We start from the raw sequence: 16,989 nt of genomic DNA, 5'->3' as shown, positions 1-16,989 counted from the left end.
GGCTGGTGAGAGGCACTGTGTCCACGCCGAAGAAAAACTCTGCGGAGACCACGGCCTCGTCCCACACGCTGTTGGAAGGGCGGCTCGGGTACAAACTCGAGTCCGCCCTTCTGGTGCGTGCACTGACCCACCGGTCGTACGCATACGAGAACGGCGGTCTGCCGACGAACGAGCGTCTTGAGTTCCTCGGGGACTCCGTGCTCGGCCTCGTCGTCACCGACACGCTGTACCGCACCCACCCCGACCTGCCCGAAGGCCAGCTGGCCAAGTTGCGGGCCGCGGTGGTCAACTCGCGTGCGCTGGCGGAGGTGGGCCGTGGGCTCGACCTGGGTTCCTTCATCCGGCTCGGCCGCGGTGAAGAGGGCACGGGCGGCAGGGACAAGGCATCCATCCTCGCCGACACCCTGGAAGCGGTGATCGGCGCGGTCTATCTCGACCAGGGCCTGGACTCGGCGGCGGAGCTGGTGCACCGCCTGTTCGATCCCCTGATCGAGAAGTCCTCGAATCTCGGAGCCGGCCTGGACTGGAAGACCAGTCTCCAGGAGCTCACCGCGACCGAAGAACTCGGCGTGCCCGAGTACCTGGTCACGGAGACCGGCCCCGACCACGAGAAGACCTTTACTGCTGCCGCCCGCGTCGGAGGCGTCTCGTACGGCACCGGCACCGGCCGCAGCAAGAAGGAGGCGGAGCAGCAGGCCGCCGAGTCCGCCTGGCGGTCCATCCGGGCCGACGCGGACGAGCGCGCCAAGCATGCCGCCGCGGCAGCGGAGGCCGCGGCGACGGAAGCCGACGAGGCGTCCGCCTCCGCCTGAGAAGAACAGCGCGACCCGAGCGCCCGCACCCGTACCGGGGCGGGCGCTCGGTTCATACACCGGCTTGTACGGGGGATCCCATGCCCGAGTTGCCCGAGGTCGAGGTCGTACGACGCGGTCTGGAACGGTGGGTCGCCCACCGGACCGTCGCCGATGCCGAGGTGCTGCACCCGCGTGCGGTGCGCCGGCACATCGCGGGCGCCGACGACTTCGCGCACCGGCTCAAGGGCCACCGCATCGGCGTCCCGAGCCGTCGCGGCAAGTACCTGTGGCTGCCTCTGGAGGACACCAACCAGTCGGTCCTGGCCCATCTCGGCATGAGCGGCCAGCTCCTCGTCCAGCCGCACGAGGTACCGGCCGAGAAGCATCTGCGCATCCGGGTGCGCTTCGCCGACGCCCTCGGCACCGAACTGCGCTTCGTCGACCAACGCACCTTCGGCGGGCTGTCGTTGCACGACAACACACCCGAAGGCCTGCCCGACGTCATCGCGCACATCGCCCGCGACCCGCTCGACCCGCTCTTCGACGACGAGGCCTTCCACCAGGCGCTGCGCCGCAAGCGCAGCACCATCAAACGGGCCCTGCTCGACCAGTCGTTGATCAGCGGCGTCGGCAACATCTACGCGGACGAGGCCCTTTGGCGCGCCCGCCTGCACTACGACCGCCCGACGGCGACCTTCACCCGCCCGCGCAGCCTCGAACTCCTGGGCCACGTAAGGGATGTGATGAACGCGGCCCTCGCCGTGGGCGGCACCAGCTTCGACAGCCTGTACGTCAACGTCAACGGCGAGTCGGGCTACTTCGACCGGTCCCTGGACGCGTACGGCCGTGAAGGTCTGCCGTGCGGGAGGTGCGGTACGCCGATGCGCAGGCGCCCGTGGATGAACCGGTCGAGCTACTTCTGCCCCAAGTGTCAGCGGGCGCCGCGGGTTTCGTCGTAGCGCTCCCGTGCGTCGAGCACGTCGTCCATCTGCCCTTCCAGGAAGTGGATGAGGGTGAGCAGCCGTTCCGCGACGCCGCGCCCGAGCGGTGTCAGTTCGTAGTCCACGCGGGGCGGGTTGGTCGGCTGGGCCTCGCGGTGCACCAGGCCGTCGCGCTCCAGCGCGTGCAGGGTCTGGGACAGCATCTTCTCGCTGACGCCGTCGACGCGGCGACGCAGCTCGTTGAAGCGCAGCGGCCCCTCGTGCAGGGCGCCGAGCGTGAGCGCGCCCCAGCGTCCCGTGACATGCTCCAGCGTGCCGCGCGAGGGACAGGCCTTCGCGAACACGTTGTACGGCAGGTCCTGCTCCGCCGTGCGCTCCTGGGTGGTGTCCATACCTGAAGCGTACTGGCATACAGCGCTAACGGGGATTTTGCGCTAACTTATCGTTAGTTGTCTTCGGCTTGACTACGCGCTTCTAGTACCCGAAGTTCTGCGTCCACCAGGGTCCGCCGGGCGCGATCTGTACGCCGACGCCCAGCGTCTTGAAGTCGCAGTTCAGGATGTTGGCCCGGTGGCCGGGGCTGTTCATCCAGGCGCCCATCACCGCGGCCGCGTCGGCCTGGCCCCGGGCGATGTTCTCGGCGCCGAGGTTGGTGATACCGGCCTTGGCGGCCCGGTCCCAGGGGCTCTCGCCGTCCGGGTTGGTGTGGTCGAAGAAGTCGCGCTTGGCCATGTCCTCGCTGAAGGCCGAGGCCAGCTCGGACAGGGCGCTGTTGGCGGCGACGGGGCTGCAGCCGGCCTTCGTCCGCTCCTCGTTGACGAGATTCAGCACCGCGGCCGCGGCGGCGGCCTCCTCCGACAGGGTCACCGGCGGGCTGGTCTTCTCCGGCGCCTTGGTCTCGACCTGCGACGGCGTGGCCTTCGGCTTCTTGGACGGAGTGGCCTTCGGCTTCTTCGACGGGGTCTCGGTCGGCGCGGCCGACGAGGTCGACGGCGACGCCGACGGCGAGGCCGCCCGCTCCTGGTCACGGCTGGCCGGCGAGCTGTCGTCGCGGCTCTCCGCGCTGCCGGAGGTGCCGCCCTGCTCGCTCGGCGAGCCGGTCGGGGAATCGACCGCCTGCACCTTGTCGCCGCTGCCCCCGCCGAGGGTGTAGTTGTCGCCGCCGGGCAGCACGCCGGTGGCGACCGCGACGGTGCCGAGGGCCACGGCCGCGGAGACCCCGAGCAGTCCGGTGCGCACCGGGGTGACGGCCTTCCTCTTCTTGCGGTGCGAGCTCATGCGCCGGGAGCCGTCGTCGGGCGTGAAGCCATCGCTCGCGAAGACGGCGGTGTCCGTGACGCGGGCGTAGTCCTCGGCATAGCCCTCGTCGCCAGCGAAGAGGTACGCCTCGGTCTGCGCGTAGGCGCCGGCGTACGCGTCCTGGTGCAGGTAGGGCGCGATGCCCACCGAGTCGTCCGGGTGCGAGTCCGGGTACGAGTTCAGCGGGTCAGGATTCCTCGGGGAGGAACCCTCTGTGTGATTGACCCCCGTGGCGCGGCCCGTGGCGGCGCGGCCGGCGGCGGAGCGTCGGTGGCGTCCCATGTCCTGGCCTTCCTCGTCCGTGCGGTCGACTCGTCCTCTGCGATCAACCAAACCCACCCGATCGAGTGAGTTTCATATGAGATTCATTGGGTCGGGACGGTACCGCATGGCGTCGGGTGTGGAAGTGCCCAGTGAGACATTGGCCGGTTAGGTTGCACCCATGAGCGAGGATGTGCGGCTGGTTGCCTGGGTGCGTGGACGTGTCCAAGGCGTGGGTTTCCGCTGGTTCACGCGTGCCAAGGCGCTGGAGATCGGCGGCCTGAGTGGTTTTGCTCTCAATTTGGACGACGGACGGGTCCAGGTGGTCGCCGAGGGTCCGCGCACCGGCTGTCAGGGGCTCCTCGACTGGCTCCAGGGCGACGACACGCCCGGCCGTGTGGACGGCGTCACCGAGATCTGGGACACACCGCGCGGCGGATACGACGGCTTCGCCATCCGGTGATCACGGGGCGCCGTCGGGTCCCGAGGAGGCGGAGGAGCATGCCACCGGCACCTGGCCCCAGCAGAAAGGTCCAGGTGGTTGCCGAGAAACGCTTGCGCCGGCAGGTTCCGCACGTAAGGATGATCGCCACGCCCTCAGGGCCCCGCAGGAGTCGCAGCGCCGCCGTTTTTGCCGCGCGCCCCCGGGATGCCCGCCAATACGGGGCGTGATCGTGTTGACCGTCAAACTTTTTGGTGAGACGCTGAAAGCCCCGCGCACCTTAGCTGTTTGGCATGTAAGAACGGCAGCAAGAACTCAAGAGTGCCAAGCACCGTGGGTGCGAATCCCTCACGACCCACACCGCTTCGGTCGGTCACTCAGTGTGGAGGACCATCCATCATGGCAAAGGCGCTTCTCGGTTACGTCGGCGGCTCCGACCCTCGACTCCTCGCCGAGATGCGACGGCTCCAGCAGCGCGTGCAGGACCTGGAATCCGAGCTTGTACGGATCCAGGCGGAGAACGACGCGCTGACGGCTGCCGCTTCTCACGACAGTCTCATGGAGAGCATCGACGCACACCAGGCGGAGCCTGCGCTCACCTGATCGCTGCACCGCTCCACAAGGCAAACGCAGCGGTTGGGCAGCCCATATCAACCGCTAAGTTGTCAGAAGTTGCAAGGGACGCTTCGGCGTCCCTTCTTTCTTTCCCCCGCGCATCCTTTCACTCTCTTTAACGTCTGGTGTGCCCTGCACGTTCATAGGCGAAACCGCGGGTTCATGGAGTGAGACACCCCCGGAAGGTAGAGTCCAGCGGCGTGCACCTCAAGGCCCTGACCCTCCGTGGGTTCAAGTCGTTCGCCTCGGCGACCACACTCCGGTTCGAGCCGGGTATCACGTGTGTCGTCGGACCGAACGGCTCGGGCAAGTCCAATGTCGTGGACGCGCTCAGCTGGGTCATGGGCGAGCAGGGTGCCAAGTCGCTGCGCGGCGGCAAGATGGAGGACGTCATCTTCGCCGGCACCACCGGCCGTCCGCCGCTGGGCCGTGCCGAGGTGTCGCTGACCATCGACAACTCCGACGGGGCGCTGCCCATCGAGTACGCCGAGGTCACCATTACGCGGATCATGTTCCGCAACGGCGGCAGCGAGTACCAGATCAACGGCGACACCTGTCGTCTCCTCGACATCCAGGAACTCCTCTCCGACTCCGGCATCGGCCGCGAGATGCACGTCATCGTCGGCCAGGGCCAGCTCGACTCCGTTCTGCACGCGGATCCGATGGGCCGCAGGGCCTTCATCGAAGAGGCCGCGGGAGTGCTGAAGCACCGCAAGCGCAAGGAGAAGGCCCTCAGGAAGCTGGACGCGATGCAGGCCAACCTCGCGCGCGTGCAGGACCTGACCGACGAGCTGCGCAGACAGCTCAAGCCCCTCGGCCGCCAGGCCGCGGTCGCCCGCAGGGCCGCCGTGATCCAGGCGGATCTGCGGGACGCCCGGCTGAGGCTGCTGGCGGACGATCTCGTACGGCTGCGCGAAGCCCTCAATGCCGAGGTCGCCGACGAGGCCGCCCTGAAGGAACGCAAGGAAGCCGCCGAACTGGAGCTGAAGAAGGCGCTCCAGCGCGAGGCGCTCCTGGAGGACGAGGTACGGCGGCTCACGCCGCGCCTCCAGCGCGCCCAGCAGACCTGGTACGAGCTCTCCCAGCTCGCCGAACGCGTCCGCGGCACCGTCTCGCTCGCCGACGCGCGCGTGAGGAGCGCCGGCTCCGCGCCCCCCGAGGAGCGGCGCGGCCGTGACCCCGAGGACATGGAGCGCGAGGCCGCCCGGATCCGTGAGCAGGAGGCCGAGCTGGAAGCGGCCCTGGAGGCGGCCGAGCGCGCCCTGGACGACACGGTCGCCCACCGCGCCGAGCTGGAGCGCGAACTCGCCCTCGAAGAGCGGCGCCTGAAGGATGTCGCCCGCGCCATCGCCGACCGCCGTGAGGGCCTGGCCCGGCTGAACGGCCAGGTCAACGCCGCCCGTTCACGCGCCGCCTCCGCCCAGGCCGAGATCGACCGCCTCGCCGCCGCCCGCGACGAGGCCCAGGAGCGGGCGTTCGCCGCACAGGAGGAGTACGAGGCCCTGAAGGCCGAGGTCGACGGCCTCGACGCGGGCGACGCGGAGCTGGCGGAGCGGCATGACGCGGCGAAGACGGCGCTGGCGGAGGCGGAGGCCGCGCTGACGGCGGCCCGGGAGGCGGCGACGGCGGCCGAGCGCAAGCGCGCCGCGACTCAGGCCCGGCACGAGGCGCTGGCGATGGGCTTGCGCCGCAAGGACGGCACGGGCGCGTTGCTGGGCGCGAAGGACCGGCTCACGGGTCTGCTGGGTCCGGCGGCGGAACTCCTGACGGTGACCCCCGGCTACGAGGTCCCCCTGGCGGCGGCCTTCGGCGCGGCGGCGGACGCCCTTGCGGTGACATCACCGGCCGCGGCGGCAGAGGCGATCCGGTTGCTGCGCAAGCAGGACGGCGGACGGGCGTCGCTGCTTCTCGCAGGATCACCACAGGCGCCCCAAAGGGGCGCGGGGAACGGCGCGCCCAGCCACGACGAACCCGCAGGCGCCGGACAACAACAAGCGGCAGATCTGGTCCGCGGGCCCTCCGACCTCATGCCCGCGGTAGGCCGCCTCCTGCACGGAATCGTCGTGGTCGACACCCTCGAAGACGCCGAAGACCTTGTCTACGCCCACCCCGACCTCACCGCGGTGACCGCCGAAGGCGACCTCCTCGGCGCCCACTTCGCCCACGGCGGCTCCGCAGGCGCACCCAGCCTCCTCGAGGTACAGGCGTCCGTCGACGAGGCAGCCGCCGAGCTGGAAGAGCTGGCCGTCCGCTGCGAGGAGCTGACCGAGGCGCAGCAAGCCGCAAGTGCGCGCCGCAAGGAGTGCGCAACCCTCGTAGAGGAGCTCGGCGAGCGGCGCCGCGCCGCCGACCGGGAGAAGTCCGCCGTGGCCCAGCAGCTCGGCCGGCTCGCCGGGCAGGCGCGGGGCGCGGCCGGGGAGGCCGAGCGGTCCGTGGCCGCCGCCGCGCGGGCGCAGGAGGCGCTGGACAAGGCCCTGGAAGAGGTCGAGGTACTCGCCGAGCGGCTCGAAGTCGCCGAGGAGATGCCCGTAGAAGAGGAACCCGACACCTCCGTACGCGACCGTCTCGCCGCCGATGGCGCCAACGCGCGACAGACCGAGATGGAGGCCCGCCTCCAGGTCCGTACGCACGAGGAACGGGTCAAGGGGCTCGCCGGACGGGCCGACTCCCTCGACCGCGCCGCCCGAGCGGAGCGCGAGGCACGCGCGCGTGCCGAGCAGCGGCGGGCGCGTCTGCGGCACGAGGCCGCCGTCGCCGAGGCCGTCGCCTCCGGTGCCCGGCAGTTGCTCGCGCACGTCGAGGTGTCCCTCGGCCGGGCCGAGGCGGAGCGCGCCGCCGCCGAGGCCGCCAAGGCGACAAGGGAGCAGGAGCTCACCGCCGCCCGGAACACGGGCCGCGACCTCAAGGCCGAACTCGACAAGCTCACCGACTCCGTGCACCGCGGTGAGGTGCTCGGCGCCGAGAAGCGGCTGCGGATCGAGCAGCTGGAGACCAAGGCGCTGGAGGAACTCGGCGTGGAGCCGGCCGGGCTCGTCGAGGAGTACGGCCCTCACCAGCTCGTACCGCCGTCGCCGCCCGCCGAGGGCGAGGAGCTGCCGGAGGACCCGGAGCATCCGCGCAACCGGCCGAAGCCCTTCGTGCGCGGTGAGCAGGAGAAGCGGCTGAAGGCGGCCGAGCGGGCGTACCAGCAGCTCGGCAAGGTCAATCCGCTCGCCCTGGAGGAGTTCGCCGCGCTGGAGGAGCGCCACCAGTTCCTCAGTGAGCAGTTGGAGGACCTGAAGAAGACCCGCGCCGATCTGCTCCAGGTCGTCAAGGAGGTCGACGAGCGGGTCGAGCAGGTCTTCACCGAGGCCTACCGGGACACCGCCCGGGAGTTCGAGGGCGTTTTCAGCCGGCTGTTCCCCGGGGGTGAGGGCCGGCTGATCCTGACCGATCCCGACAACATGCTCACCACGGGCGTCGATGTCGAGGCCCGGCCCCCGGGCAAGAAGGTCAAGCGGCTCTCCCTGCTCTCCGGCGGCGAGCGCTCGCTGACCGCCGTCGCGCTGCTGGTGTCGATCTTCAAGGCGCGGCCCAGCCCGTTCTACGTCATGGACGAGGTCGAGGCCGCCCTCGACGACACCAACCTCCAGCGGCTGATCCGCATCATGCAGGAGCTGCAGGAAGCCTCGCAGCTGATCGTGATCACCCACCAGAAGCGGACGATGGAGGTCGCCGACGCGCTGTACGGCGTCTCCATGCAGGGCGACGGTGTGTCGAAGGTCATCAGCCAGCGCCTGCGCTAAGCCCCTCCTCTTCCTTCAAGAGTTGAACACAACACCGTCATCTTGGGCTTCAAAGGTCACATCATTTGCCTCTTGACTTCGAAACCTGAAGGCATAGTCTCTGCAACGTTGCTTTTACCTTCAGGTACCTCGACTTGGAGGGGCTGACCCACCCGGCAGCGTTGCCGGTGCCCAAGGAGTTACACGTGACCAGCACAGCGCAGGCACCCCAGTCAGGAGCGAAGACGCACCCCGAACACCTCGGGCACGTCGTCTTCATCACGGCCGCGGCCGCCATGGGCGGTTTCCTGTTCGGCTATGACAGCTCTGTCATCAACGGCGCCAACGGCGGCATCCAGGACAGGTTCGACCTGAGCTCGGGTGCCACCGGAACGGTCGCCGCCTGCGCCCTGCTCGGCAGTGCGGTCGGCGCGGCCATCGCCGGCCGGATCGCGGACCGTATCGGCCGTATCCGTGTCATGCAGATCGCGGCGGTGCTGTTCGCCGTGTCGGCCGTCGGTTCCGGCCTTCCCTTCGCCGCGTGGGACCTCGCCGCCTGGCGTGTCCTCGGCGGCATAGCGATCGGTATGGCCTCGGTCATCGGTCCCGCCTACATCGCCGAGGTCGCCCCGCCGGCCTACCGGGGCAGGCTCGCCTCGTTCCAGCAGGCCGCCATCGTCATCGGCATCGCCGTCTCGCAGCTCGTCAACTGGGCCATCCTCAACATGGCCGATGGCGAGGAGCGCGGAAAGATCGCGGGCCTGGAGTCCTGGCAGTGGATGCTCGGCGTGATGGTCGTACCGGCCCTCGTCTACGGCCTGCTGTCCTTCGCCATCCCCGAGTCCCCGCGCTTCCTGATCAGCGTCGGCCGTACCGACGAGGCCAAGAAGGTGCTCGCCGACGTCGAGGGTGACATCGACCTCGACGCCCGTGTCGCCGAGATCGACGACGCCATGCGCAGCGACCACCAGTCGACGTTCAGGGACCTGCTGGGCGGCAAGTTCGGTCTGCTGCCGATCGTCTGGATCGGTATCGGCCTCTCCGTCTTCCAGCAGCTGGTCGGCATCAACGTCATCTTCTACTACTCGAACCTGCTGTGGCAGTCCGTCGGCGTGGACCCGTCGAGCTCGTTCTTCTACTCGTTCGAGACGTCGATCATCAACATCATCGGCACCGTGATCGCGATGATCTTCGTGGACCGGATCGGCCGCAAGCCCCTCGCCCTGATCGGCTCGGTCGGCATGGGCCTCTCGCTCGCGCTGGCCGCCTGGGCCTTCTCCTACCAGAACGGCAACGACCCGCTGCCGACCGCCCAGGGTGCCGTGGCGCTGATCGCCGCCAACGCGTTCGTGCTCTTCTTCGCCCTGTCCTGGGGTGTCGTGGTCTGGGTCATGCTCGGCGAGGTCTTCCCGAACAAGATCCGCGCCGCCGCGCTCGGTGTGGCCGCCTCGGCCCAGTGGATCGCCAACTGGGTCATCACGATCACCTTCCCGGACCTGTCGGAGTGGAACCTGTCGCTCACCTACGTCATGTACGCGGTGTTCGCCTTCCTCTCCATCCCCTTCATCCTCAAGTTCGTGCCCGAGACCAAGGGCAAGAAGCTGGAGGAGATGGGCTGACCCCCACAGGGGAGCCCCCCGGACTCGGGGAGAAGGGCCAAGTCCCCGCTGCCCCTCTCCTCGTACTCGTGAAAGACGTACTGCCCCGGCTCAGTCAGTGAGCCGGGGCAGTACGTCTTCGCACAGCAGCCGCAGACTGCGCCAGCCCTCCTCCAGCGGCATCCCGCCGCACAGCGGATGCAGCACGAGGTTGTCCAGGCCCTGAGCCGCGCACTGCTCGGGCGTCAGCACCCGGTACACGCCCTCCGCGCGCAGCTCGTCCACCGTCGTGGCCGCCGACCGCACGGCCGAGCGGATGTCCCCCGACTGCCAGGAGGCGTACGTCCGTGCCTCGTGCAGGAAGTGCGCGCCGTACTGCGCCCAGGCCCGGTCCGGATCCTCGGCGAGGTGCAGCAGCGGGGTCTCGGCGGCCGGCATCATCGTCCAGCCCTCGGTGCCGTACTCGATGAGCCGCTCCTTGTAGTACGCCTCCAGCTCCGGCAGGTGCGCGCTGGGGAAGAACGGCAGGCCGAGGCGGGCGGCCCGGCGTGCGGCGGCCTTCGAGGAGCCGCCGACCAGCAGCAGGGGGTGCGGCTCGGTGAAGGGGCGCGGGGTGACGCGTACCGTACGGCCGCGGTACTCGAACTCCTCGCCGGTCCAGGCCTTCAGCAGCGTCTCCAGGACCTCGTCCTGGATCCGGCCGCGCCGCTTCCAGTCCACGTCGAACAGCGCGTACTCCTCGGGCCGGTACCCGATCCCGGCCACGGTCACCAGGCGGCCGCCGCCGAGCAGATCCAGTACGGCGATGTCCTCGGCCAGCCGCAGTGGGTCGTGCAGCGGACCGATGATCGCCGAGACGGTGACCGCGACGCGCTTCGTGGCGCCGAAGACCGCGCCCGCGAAGGCGAACGGCGAGGGCAGCCAGTTGTTGGCGACGCCGTGGTGCTCCTCGGTCTGCACGGTGGTGATCCCGTGCTCGTCGGCGTACGCGGCCATCTCCAGGGCGGTGCGGTAGCGGGCGGCCAGCGAGGCGGGGGTCGCGTCGGGCTCGACGAGGTTGAAGCGTACGACCGTGACGGGCATGGGGGTCCCCTCCGACGGGCGGCTTTCGGCGGGAGGACGGTAGCTGACGGGGCATCAGATAGCCAGGGGCTGGGAATGGCAAGTGCGTGTCACCGCCCACCTCATGAGTCATGACACGCCCTGGGTACGCATTCGCGGACCCCACCGTCGTCCGACACCGGACGCGTTGTGACTCCGTCCCGGAGGGCTTCCCACCGGCGCGAGGCCGACGGCGGGCCGGCCCGGCCCGAGGGCGCGCGGCCCTGATCAGGTGGCGGCTGGCCGGACAGGGGGTCACGCATACTGGAGGCGTTATGGACATCGTCATCCTTGCTGTAGTCATCGCCGTGGTCGTGCTCGGTGCTCTCGGCGGGCTCGTCGTCGGCAGCCGGCGCAAGAAGCAGCTGCCCCCGCCGCCCCCCGCAGCGCCCGACATCACCGCCCCTCCGGCCGAGCCGCACGTCGGCGACGAGGCCGAGACGCCGCGCGACGAACCGCGCCGGACCATAGAGGAGGTGGATCTTCCCGGCGGCCCGGCCACCGCTGTCGAGGAACCGCCCGTCGTCGAAGAGCTCCCGCCGACCGAGATCGAGGTCCCGGAGCCCGCCGAGGGCCGCCTCGTGCGGCTGCGGGCCCGTCTGTCCCGTTCCCAGAACGCCCTCGGCAAGGGCCTGCTCACGCTGCTCTCGCGCGAGCATCTGGACGACGACACCTGGGAGGAGATCGAGGACACTCTGCTCACCGCCGACGTCGGCGTGCTGCCCACCCAGGAGCTGGTCGAGGGCCTGCGCGAGCGGGTGAAGGTGCTCGGCACCCGCACGCCCGAGGAGCTGCGCTGCCTGCTGCGCGAGGAGTTGCTCAAGCTGATCGGCACCGACATGGACCGGACGGTGAAGACCGAGCCGGAGGACCGCAAGCCCGGCATCGTGATGGTCGTCGGGGTCAACGGCACCGGCAAGACCACGACCACCGGCAAGCTCGCCCGGGTCCTGGTCGCCGACGGCAACAGCGTCGTGCTCGGCGCCGCCGACACCTTCCGTGCCGCCGCCGCCGATCAGCTCCAGACCTGGGGCGAGCGGGTCGGTGCCCACACCGTGCGCGGTCCGGAGGGCGGCGACCCCGCCTCGGTCGCCTTCGACGCGGTGAAGGAGGGCAAGGAGATGGGCTCCGACGTCGTCCTCATCGACACCGCGGGCCGGCTGCACACCAAGACCGGCCTCATGGACGAGCTCGGCAAGGTCAAGCGGGTCGTGGAGAAGCACGCGCCGCTCGACGAGGTGCTGCTCGTGCTGGACGCGACCACCGGTCAGAACGGGCTGGTGCAGGCCCGGGTCTTCGCCGAGGTCGTCGACATCACCGGCATCGTCCTGACCAAGCTGGACGGTACGGCCAAGGGCGGCATCGTGGTCGCCGTGCAGCGCGAGCTGGGCGTGCCCGTCAAGCTGGTCGGGCTGGGCGAGGGTGCGGACGACCTGGCGCCGTTCGAGCCGGAGGCGTTCGTGGATGCGCTCATCGGCGAGTGAGCCCGCCTACCGAAGTGGGTATGTGAAGAAGCGCCCGCCCCCGTCGAGGAGGTGGGCGCTTCGCTATGCGCGGGAGCGGTGGGCGACGTAGGCCAGGGTGCCGAGCAGCAGTCGCGCCGCCGGAGGCTTGGTCGCCGAGTCCAGCGCGGGGGAGCGCAGCCAGCGCACGGGGCCGAGGCCGCCGCGGTCGGACGGCGGGGCCGTGATGCAGGTGCCGGGGCCCAGGCCGCGCAGGTCGAGGGAGGTCGGGTCGTCCCAGCCCATGCGGTAGAGCAGCTCGGGGAGCTCGGCGGCGGCGCCGGGGGCGACGAAGAAGTGGGCGCGGCCGTCCGGGGTGGCGGTGACCGGGCCGAGGGGCAGGCCCATGCGCTCCAGACGGGCCAGCGCGCGGCGCCCGGCGGGTTCGGCCACCTCGATCACGTCGAAGGCCCGGCCGACCGCCAGCATCGCCGCGGCGCCGGGGTACTCCGACCAGGTGCGGGAGACCTCGTCCAGGGTGGCGCCGGCCGGGACCCGGGGCGCGAAGTGCAGGGGATGGGCGCCCGGTTCGGGGCAGTCCGCGCGGCCGCAGGAGCATTCGCCCGCCGCCGCTCGCGCTCCCGGCACCACGTCCCAGCCCCACAGACCGGTGAACTCGGCGACGGCGGTGCACTCCGACGACCGGCCGCGTCGACGCGTGCCGGAGCGGATCTCGCGGATGCCGGCGATCGTGAAGCCCATGCCCCCTCCAACGGGTCCGGCGCGTCAGCGGTTACGACGCGGGTGCGGATCGTGACCCTCTGTGTCCACCTTGTGCCTTCTCGCGCCCGGCTCCACGCATCCCGGGCGGCGCTCGGAAGCGTCCCGGGTGGTGCGTCCGACGCTGCGCGCCCCAGAGTGCACCGCTCCGCCCATGCCCGGTCGTCCTATGTCAAGTGAATCGTGTGGAGACGACCGTGAGTTCATTCGAAGGGGTGGCGAATGGTGGCGTTTCCGGGATCGCCATGGCTGGACCCGTGATCGTAGGATTACTTTGAGTGCACGAGTCCTGGGGGCGCTTGCACTTGCGGGTATGCCGGAGGCAACTCGGCTTTCCGTTCGAAGGGTGAGAACTTCCGGACGGGCAGCCGTATTTACCGGCATTCTGATAGGGCTTGGCGCACTCGGTGACAAGTGGTCCAAGGGATGGGGGCGTTCCAGTGAGCGGCAACAGCGGAAGCGACACGAGCGCCGGAAGCGCAACGCACGCTGACAAGCGCCCGAACGAGCTGCTCACGTCCTGGTTCGTGCGCAGCGGCTGGTCGAAGGGCGAACTCGCTCGCCAAGTCAACCGCCGGGCGCGCCAGTTGGGCGCCAACCACATCTCCACCGACACCTCCCGGGTACGCCGCTGGCTGGACGGCGAGAACCCGCGCGAACCGATCCCGCGGATCCTGTCCGAGCTGTTCTCCGAGCGGTTCGGCTGCGTCGTCTCCGTCGAGGACCTCGGCCTGCGCGCCGCCCGCCAGTCACCGTCGGTGTCCGGAGTCGACCTGCCCTGGACGGGCCCGCAGACCATCGCCCTGCTCAGCGAGTTCTCGCGCAGCGACCTGATGCTGGCGCGGCGCGGCTTCCTCGGGACCTCGCTGGCCCTGTCCGCGGGCCCGTCCCTCATCGAGCCCATGCAGCGCTGGCTCGTCCCCGCCCCGACGGCCCCGCGCACCGAGCCCGAGCCCCCCGCCCAGGCCCGCCGCGGCCGGCTCTCCAAGCCCGAGCTGGAACTGCTGGAGTCCACCACCGTGATGTTCCGGCAGTGGGACGCCCAGTGCGGCGGCGGCCTGCGCCGCAAGGCGGTCGTGGGCCAGCTGCACGAGGTGACCGACCTCCTCCAGGAACCCCAGCCCGAGTCCACCACCCGCACCCTCTTCAAGGTCGCCGCCGAGCTCGCCGAACTCGCCGGCTGGATGTCGTACGACGTCGGACTCCAGCCCACCGCGCAGAAGTACTTCGTCCTCGCCCTGCACGCCGCCAAGGAGGCCGCCGACCGGCCGCTCGGCTCGTACATCCTCTCCAGCATGAGCCGCCAGATGATTCATCTGGGCCGGCCCGACGACGCCCTGGAACTGGTCCACCTCGCCCAGTACGGCAGCCGGGACTGCGCGAGCCCGCGCACCCAGTCGATGCTGTATGCGATGGAGGCCCGCGCCTACGCCAACATGGGCCAGCCCGGCAAGTGCAAGCGGGCCGTGCGGATGGCCGAGGACACCTTCGGCGAGGCCGAGGAATGGGACGAGCCCGACCCCGACTGGATCCGCTTCTTCTCCGAGGCCGAGCTGTACGGCGAGAACTCCCACTCCTACCGCGACCTCGCCTATGTCGCGGGCCGCAGCCCGACCTACGCGTCACTCGCCGAGCCGTTGATGCAGCGGGCCGTGGACCTCTTCGCCAAGGACTCCGAACACCAGCGGTCCTACGCGCTCAACCTCATCGGCATGGCCACCGTGCATCTCCTCCAGCGCGAGCCCGAGCGGAGCGCGCAGTACGCCACCGACGCCATGACCGTCGCCAAGAAGGTGCGCTCCGAGCGCGTCAACACTCGTATCCGAAAGACGGTCGACACGGCCGTACGCGATTTCGGTGATCTGCACGAGGTCGTGGACCTCACCGACCGGCTCGCCGTCGAGCTGCCCGAGACCGCCGAGGCGGTCTGAGAATCCGCACCACCGCTCAAGCCCCGGCCGCGGCCGGCCCTCCCGAACTGCCCGACTCGGCTCCCCCATGCCAGGTCATCGGAAGGCCGCCCGCGGCCGGCTCATACCTTCATCCGAAGGTTGCGCCACGATAACGATCGACGCGCACCGAATCCGGCAGTTCATCGACGCGTAACACCCACAGCGCCTTCGTCACGGCGGCGAAACAACGAGGGGCTTCCACCGAAACCGCGCTGCGCCAATCTCATGGCGCATAACCGGCCCACCCCTCAATCCGCTCAGGCTTCGCCCGCACGGGGCCGTACCAACGACGAGGAGACGCCGATGGCACCAGCCATCACGCTTGCCGCAGAGACGGAGCTCTCTGCCGCCAACACAGGTTTCATGCTCATCTGCTCCGCCCTGGTGATGCTGATGACGCCGGGCCTGGCCTTCTTCTACGGGGGCATGGTCCGGGTCAAGAGCACCCTGAACATGCTGATGATGAGCTTCATCAGCCTGGGGATCGTCACCATCCTGTGGGTGCTGTACGGCTTCTCCATGGCGTTCGGCACCGACTCCGGCAGCGTCATCGGATGGAACTCCGACTGGGTTGGCCTCAGCGGTGTCGAGACGGGCGAACTGTGGGGGTCGTACAACATCCCGCTGCTGGCCTTCATGGTCTTCCAGCTGATGTTCGCGATCATCACGCCCGCCCTGATAAGCGGTGCTCTCGCCGACCGCGTGAAGTTCGGGGCCTGGGCGCTGTTCGTCGCGTTGTGGGCCACGATCGTCTACTTCCCCGTCGCCCACTGGGTATGGGGTGAGGGCGGCTGGGCCTTCGACCTCGGCGTCATCGACTTCGCCGGTGGTACGGCCGTCCACATCAACGCCGGTGCCGCGGCCCTCGGTGTGATCCTGGTCATCGGCAAGCGCGTCGGCTTCAAGAAGGACCCGATGCGCCCGCACAGCCTCCCGCTGGTCATGCTCGGCGCGGGTCTCCTGTGGTTCGGCTGGTTCGGCTTCAACGCCGGTTCGTGGCTCGGCAACGACGACGGCGTCGGCACGCTGATGTTCGTCAACACGCAGGTCGCCACCGCCGCCGCCATGCTCGCCTGGCTCCTCTACGAGAAGATCCGCCACGGCGCGTTCACCACGCTGGGCGCCGCCTCCGGCGCGGTCGCCGGTCTGGTCGCCATCACCCCCTCGGGCGGTGCGGTCTCCCCGCTCGGCGCCATCGCGGTCGGCGCCATCGCCGGTCTGCTCTGCGCCATGGCGGTCGGCCTGAAGTACAAGCTCGGCTACGACGACTCGCTCGACGTCGTCGGCGTCCACCTGGTCGGCGGCATCGTCGGCTCCCTGCTGGTCGGCCTCTTCGCCAGCGGCAAGGGCCAGTCCGAGGTCGAGGGCCTCTTCTACGGCGGCGGCCTGGAGCAGTTCTGGAAGCAGTGCGCCGGTGTCGGTGCCGTCCTCGCCTACTCCCTGATCGTCTCCGCGGTCCTCGCCTTCATCCTCGACAAGACCATCGGTATGCGGGTCTCCGAGGACGACGAGGTCGCCGGTATCGACCAGGCCGAGCACGCCGAGACCGCATACGACTTCAGCGGTGCCGGTGGCGGTGCCGCCCGGAGCACCGTCCCGGCCCCCGCCGCCGACTCTGCGAGCAAGAAGGTGGACGCATGAAGCTCATCACCGCAGTCGTCAAGCCCCACCGGCTCGACGAGATCAAGGAAGCCCTCCAGGCCTTCGGAGTCCACGGCCTGACGGTCACCGAAGCCAGCGGCTACGGTCGTCAGCGGGGCCACACCGAGGTCTACCGTGGTGCCGAGTACACCGTCGACCTGGTCCCGAAGATCCGCATCGAGGTCCTCGCCGAGGACGACGACGCCGAGCAGCTGATCGACGTCATCGTCAAGGCGGCCCGCACCGGCAAGATCGGTGACGGGAAGGTCTGGTCCCTGCCGGTCGAGACGGCCGTGCGGGTCCGCACCGGCGAGCGTGGGCCGGACGCGCTCTGAACGCACAGAAGTAAAGACAGGAGT

General features: G+C 69.8%; 14 protein-coding genes. 10 read left to right on the top strand and 4 right to left on the bottom strand.

The features are described from left to right. The first annotated feature begins 5 nt into the window (after positions 1-5). Both rnc and mutM read left to right on the top strand, forming a co-directional pair. The gene (gene rnc / locus RMT89_RS28740) at positions 6-812 is read left to right on the top strand and encodes a ribonuclease III (RefSeq protein ID WP_399498495.1); all 807 of its coding nucleotides are present in this window, start codon (positions 6-8) and stop codon (positions 810-812) included. 80 nt (positions 813-892) lie between these two features. Continuing rightward, entirely contained in the window at positions 893-1,753 is an 861-nt protein-coding gene (gene mutM, locus RMT89_RS28735) for a bifunctional DNA-formamidopyrimidine glycosylase/DNA-(apurinic or apyrimidinic site) lyase (protein ID WP_315886684.1), read from the top strand. Here the strand turns inward: mutM and RMT89_RS28730 are convergent. Further along, positions 1,726-2,127, bottom strand: coding sequence for a helix-turn-helix domain-containing protein (locus RMT89_RS28730; protein ID WP_315886683.1), 402 nt, complete (start codon positions 2,125-2,127; stop codon positions 1,726-1,728). The genes mutM and RMT89_RS28730 overlap by 28 nt on opposite strands. Before the next feature lie 82 nt (positions 2,128-2,209). Continuing rightward, a complete protein-coding gene (locus tag RMT89_RS28725) occupies positions 2,210-3,316 on the bottom strand; it encodes a CAP domain-containing protein (RefSeq protein WP_315886682.1) in 1,107 nt (368 codons plus the stop codon). 160 nt (positions 3,317-3,476) lie between these two features. Between RMT89_RS28725 and RMT89_RS28720 the strand changes: the two genes are divergently transcribed. From RMT89_RS28720 to RMT89_RS28705, 4 genes are all read left to right on the top strand, one after another. Then, positions 3,477-3,758 (top strand): acylphosphatase, encoded by a 282-nt coding sequence (locus RMT89_RS28720; protein ID WP_315886681.1) that lies wholly within the window; start codon positions 3,477-3,479, stop codon positions 3,756-3,758. 378 nt (positions 3,759-4,136) lie between these two features. Further along, complete coding sequence (locus RMT89_RS28715) at positions 4,137-4,340, top strand: hypothetical protein (protein WP_009327638.1); 204 nt, start codon at positions 4,137-4,139, stop codon at positions 4,338-4,340. A gap of 212 nt (positions 4,341-4,552) precedes the next feature. Beyond that, on the top strand, positions 4,553-8,137 hold the full coding sequence (gene smc, locus RMT89_RS28710) for a chromosome segregation protein SMC (RefSeq protein WP_315886680.1): 3,585 nt from the start codon (positions 4,553-4,555) through the stop codon (positions 8,135-8,137). A 185-nt stretch (positions 8,138-8,322) separates the two neighbouring features. Next, positions 8,323-9,735, top strand: coding sequence for a sugar porter family MFS transporter (locus RMT89_RS28705; protein WP_315886679.1), 1,413 nt, complete (start codon positions 8,323-8,325; stop codon positions 9,733-9,735). Between the two features lie 90 nt (positions 9,736-9,825). On the opposite strand, the gene RMT89_RS28700 is transcribed toward RMT89_RS28705, so the two are convergent. Continuing rightward, positions 9,826-10,797 (bottom strand): LLM class flavin-dependent oxidoreductase, encoded by a 972-nt coding sequence (locus RMT89_RS28700; protein WP_315886678.1) that lies wholly within the window; start codon positions 10,795-10,797, stop codon positions 9,826-9,828. A 293-nt stretch (positions 10,798-11,090) separates the two neighbouring features. Between RMT89_RS28700 and ftsY the strand changes: the two genes are divergently transcribed. Further along, entirely contained in the window at positions 11,091-12,299 is a 1,209-nt protein-coding gene (gene ftsY / locus RMT89_RS28695; protein WP_315886677.1) for a signal recognition particle-docking protein FtsY, read from the top strand. Between the two features lie 63 nt (positions 12,300-12,362). Here ftsY and RMT89_RS28690 read toward each other — a convergent pair whose 3' ends face one another. Then, positions 12,363-13,019, bottom strand: coding sequence for a bifunctional DNA primase/polymerase (locus RMT89_RS28690; protein WP_315886676.1), 657 nt, complete (start codon positions 13,017-13,019; stop codon positions 12,363-12,365). Positions 13,020-13,477: 458 nt separating this feature from the next. Between RMT89_RS28690 and RMT89_RS28685 the strand changes: the two genes are divergently transcribed. The 3 genes from RMT89_RS28685 to RMT89_RS28675 all read left to right on the top strand — a co-directional run bounded on the left by RMT89_RS28685 (position 13,478) and on the right by RMT89_RS28675 (position 16,965). Beyond that, positions 13,478-14,968 (top strand): hypothetical protein, encoded by a 1,491-nt coding sequence (locus tag RMT89_RS28685; protein ID WP_315886675.1) that lies wholly within the window; start codon positions 13,478-13,480, stop codon positions 14,966-14,968. Between the two features lie 324 nt (positions 14,969-15,292). Continuing rightward, a complete protein-coding gene (locus RMT89_RS28680; protein ID WP_315886674.1) occupies positions 15,293-16,630 on the top strand; it encodes an ammonium transporter in 1,338 nt (445 codons plus the stop codon). Continuing rightward, entirely contained in the window at positions 16,627-16,965 is a 339-nt protein-coding gene (locus RMT89_RS28675; protein ID WP_003997576.1) for a P-II family nitrogen regulator, read from the top strand. Before RMT89_RS28680 ends, RMT89_RS28675 begins: the two co-directional genes overlap by 4 nt. The last annotated feature ends 24 nt before the right edge of the window (positions 16,966-16,989 follow it).

The sequence above is a fragment of the Streptomyces sp. P17 genome (genome assembly GCF_032436805.1).
Taxonomy (GTDB): domain Bacteria; phylum Actinomycetota; class Actinomycetes; order Streptomycetales; family Streptomycetaceae; genus Streptomyces.
This window is presented reverse-complemented; position numbering and strand designations above follow the sequence as displayed.

What these genes read in the sequence shown, in the direction of transcription:
- RMT89_RS28675 (WP_003997576.1), top strand. Translation starts at nt 16,627, where the DNA reads ATGAAGCTCATCACCGCAGTCGTCAAGCCCCACCGGCTCGACGAGATC.
- RMT89_RS28680 (WP_315886674.1), top strand. Translation starts at nt 15,293, where the DNA reads ATGGCACCAGCCATCACGCTTGCCGCAGAGACGGAGCTCTCTGCCGCC.
- RMT89_RS28690 (WP_315886676.1), bottom strand. Translation starts at nt 13,019, where the DNA reads ATGGGCTTCACGATCGCCGGCATCCGCGAGATCCGCTCCGGCACGCGT.
- mutM (WP_315886684.1), top strand. Translation starts at nt 893, where the DNA reads ATGCCCGAGTTGCCCGAGGTCGAGGTCGTACGACGCGGTCTGGAACGG.
- RMT89_RS28700 (WP_315886678.1), bottom strand. Translation starts at nt 10,797, where the DNA reads ATGCCCGTCACGGTCGTACGCTTCAACCTCGTCGAGCCCGACGCGACC.
- RMT89_RS28715 (WP_009327638.1), top strand. Translation starts at nt 4,137, where the DNA reads ATGGCAAAGGCGCTTCTCGGTTACGTCGGCGGCTCCGACCCTCGACTC.
- ftsY (WP_315886677.1), top strand. Translation starts at nt 11,091, where the DNA reads ATGGACATCGTCATCCTTGCTGTAGTCATCGCCGTGGTCGTGCTCGGT.
- RMT89_RS28730 (WP_315886683.1), bottom strand. Translation starts at nt 2,127, where the DNA reads ATGGACACCACCCAGGAGCGCACGGCGGAGCAGGACCTGCCGTACAAC.
- RMT89_RS28720 (WP_315886681.1), top strand. Translation starts at nt 3,477, where the DNA reads ATGAGCGAGGATGTGCGGCTGGTTGCCTGGGTGCGTGGACGTGTCCAA.
- RMT89_RS28725 (WP_315886682.1), bottom strand. Translation starts at nt 3,316, where the DNA reads ATGGGACGCCACCGACGCTCCGCCGCCGGCCGCGCCGCCACGGGCCGC.